Genomic DNA, 3478 nt, shown 5'->3' on the forward strand with positions numbered 1-3478 from the left:
TTGGTTTCTGTTGGTGTGTGTAAGTTTTCGGCCGGTTAGTGCCAGTTCCCTGCGCCCATTACTGGGCTTCTAGGTCTGGTCTATCAATCCCGTGGTCTGCGGGGGGCCTTATCCATCTAAAATGGTGAGAAGCCTGGTCTTGGAAGAGGTTTCCCGCTTAGATGCTTTCAGCGGTTATCCTGTCCGAACGTAGCTATCCAGCGGTGCCCCTGGTGGGACAACTGGTAGACCAGAGGTTCGTCCGTCCCGGTCCTCTCGTACTAGGGACAGGTTTCCTCAAGCTTCTGACGCGCGCGGCGGATAGAGACCGAACTGTCTCACGACGTTCTAAACCCAGCTCGCGTGCCGCTTTAATGGGCGAACAGCCCAACCCTTGGGACCTGCTCCAGCCCCAGGATGCGACGAGCCGACATCGAGGTGCCAAACCATCCCGTCGATATGGACTCTTGGGGAAGATCAGCCTGTTATCCCCGGGGTACCTTTTATCCGTTGAGCGACACCCCTTCCACTCGGGGGTGCCGGATCACTAGTCCCGACTTTCGTCCCTGCTCGACATGTACGTCTCGCAGTCAAGCTCCCTTGTGCACTTACACTCAACACCTGATTGCCGTCCAGGTTGAGGGAACCTTTGGGCGCCTCCGTTACATTTTTGGAGGCAACCGCCCCAGTTAAACTACCCACCAGGCACTGTTCCTGAACCGGATATACGGTCCGAGGTTAGAAGCCCAATACGATCAGAGTGGTATTTCAACAATGACTCCACACACACTGGCGTGCATGCTTCACAGTCTCCCACCTATCCTACACAAACCGCATCGAGCGCCAATACCAAGTTGTAGTGAAGGTCCCGGGGTCTTTTCGTCCTGCCGCGCGTAACGAGCATCTTTACTCGTAGTGCAATTTCGCCGAGTCTATGGTTGAGACAGTTGAGAAGTCGTTACGCCATTCGTGCAGGTCGGAACTTACCCGACAAGGAATTTCGCTACCTTAGGATGGTTATAGTTACCACCGCCGTTTACTGGGGCTTAAATTCTCAGCTTCACCACCGAAGTGGTTAACCGGTCCTCTTAACCTTCCAGCACCGGGCAGGCGTCAGTCCGTATACATCGTCTTGCGACTTCGCACGGACCTGTGTTTTTAGTAAACAGTCGCTTCTCACTGGTTTCTGCGACCCCCTCCCGCCTTCAGCCGCTAGGGCGTGGACGGTATGGAGGTCCCCCTTCTCCCGAAGTTACGGGGGTATTTTGCCGAGTTCCTTAACCATAGTTCACTCGTACGCCTTGGTATTCTCTACCTGACCACCTGTGTCGGTTTGGGGTACGGGCCGTGTTAGCACTCGCTAGAGGCTTTTCTTGGCAGCATAGGATCACCGAATTCGCCTCACTCGGCTATGCATCACCTCTCGGACTTAATGAGACCCGGATTTGCCTAGATCTCGTCCTACGGGCTTGCCCCAGTATTACCACTGACTGGTACGGCTACCTTCCTGCGTCACCCCATCGCTTGACTACTACCAGAGAAGGTCCCACGCAGCCGGAGGCTCTCTCACCCCGAAGGGATCAATGAGCCACCATTTGGGTGGTTAGTACCTCTGATTCATCAGGGACGCGCACACACGGGTACGGGAATATCAACCCGTTGTCCATCGACTACGCCTGTCGGCCTCGCCTTAGGTCCCGACTCACCCTGGGCGGACTGGCCTGGCCCAGGAACCCTTGGTCTTTCGGCGGGCAAGGTTCTCACTTGCCTTATCGCTACTCATGCCTGCATTCTCACTCCCACACCCTCCACAGCTAGATCACTCTGCTGCTTCACCGGTGTGCAGGACGCTCCCCTACCCATCCTTGCGGATGCCGCGGCTTCGGCGGTGTGCTTGAGCCCCGCTACATTATCGGCGCACAATCACTTGACCAGTGAGCTATTACGCACTCTTTCAAGGGTGGCTGCTTCTAAGCCAACCTCCTGGTTGTCTTCGCGACTGCACATCCTTTTCCACTTAGCACACGCTTAGGGGCCTTAGCCGGCGATCTGGGCTGTTTCCCTCTCGACGCACGGAGCTTATCCCCCGCCGTCTCACTGCCACACTGTTGCCTTACCGGCATTCGGAGTTTGGCTGACGTCAGTAACCTTGTGAGGCCCATCGGCCATCCAGTAGCTCTACCTCCGGTAAGAACCATGTAACGCTGCACCTAAATGCATTTCGGGGAGAACCAGCTATCACGGAGTTTGATTGGCCTTTCACCCCTACCCACAACTCATCCCCTCAGTCTTCAACCTAAGTGGGTTCGGTCCTCCACAACATCTTACTGCTGCTTCAACCTGGCCATGGGTAGATCACTCCGCTTCGGGTCCAGAACACGCCACTACACCAACCCCTCTGGATTGGATACGCCCTATTCAGACTCGCTTTCGCTGCGGCTACCCCACACGGGTTAACCTCGCGACATGTCCCTGACTCGCAGGCTCATTCTTCAAAAGGCACGCCATCACCCCACGCTTTAACACGAAGGCTCTGACGGATTGTAGGCACACGGTTTCAGGTACTATTTCACTCCCCTCCCGGGGTACTTTTCACCATTCCCTCACGGTACTAATCCGCTATCGGTCATCAGAAGGTATTCAGGCTTACCGGGTGGTCCCGGCAGATTCACAGCAGATTCCACGGGCCCGCTGCTACTCGGGAACACCATCAAGGCAGGCAAAGGGTTTTCACGTACCGGGCTCTCACCGTCTACGGCAGGCCATCCCAAGACCATTTCCGTTAACCACAATGCTTTTTCACTGCCCTCCAGTCGGATAGAACTGGAAAGTTGGGTCCCACAACCCCGCACACACAACCCCTACCCGGTATCACATGCATGCGGTTTAGCCATCCTCCGCTTTCGCTCGCCACTACTCACGGAATCACTTTTGTTTTCTCTTCCTACGGGTACTGAGATGTTTCACTTCCCCGCGTTACCTCCCGCACCCTATGTATTCAGATACGGGTAACACGACATCACTCGTGCTGGGTTTCCCCATTCGGACATCCTCGGATCAAAGCTCGGTTGGCAGCTCCCCGAGGCATATCGCAGCCTCCCACGTCCTTCATCGGCCTCTGATGCCAAGGCATCCACCATGTGCCCTTAAACACTTACAACACAAAAACCAATTGTTTTTATAGAAAAAACGAAAATTACACCACAACAACCCACAACGACTCCCGCCACCCCCGAAGAGGAGACGCTCACCGATGCGAGTTGATGCTCGCAACCACTATCCACAAGTCAAACACCACACCCCACCACCAAAAGCTGGGGCAACAACACGCCTCCCGATCCACTGACCGAGTACAAACGGGCCTGTTGTCTCAAAGCCCAATAGTGTGTCTGATGGCAATCTCTCGCAGCCTGATCCTCACGAGTGAGGACCTCTCGAGGCCGCGGTATCTGTTGTCTTAAAACTTTATGCACCAGACCCCCACCCACTACAGGCGAGA

General features: G+C 55.3%; 1 rRNA gene. It reads right to left on the minus strand.

Features of this window, described 5'->3' with window-relative positions:
- Nucleotides 1-15: 15 nt before the first annotated feature.
- Nucleotides 16-3139, minus strand: a 23S ribosomal RNA gene (locus tag ACZY0X_RS31165).
- Between the last annotated feature and the right edge of the window lie 339 nt (nt 3140-3478).

The sequence above is a fragment of the Mycobacterium sp. IDUB_39 genome (assembly GCF_055419205.1).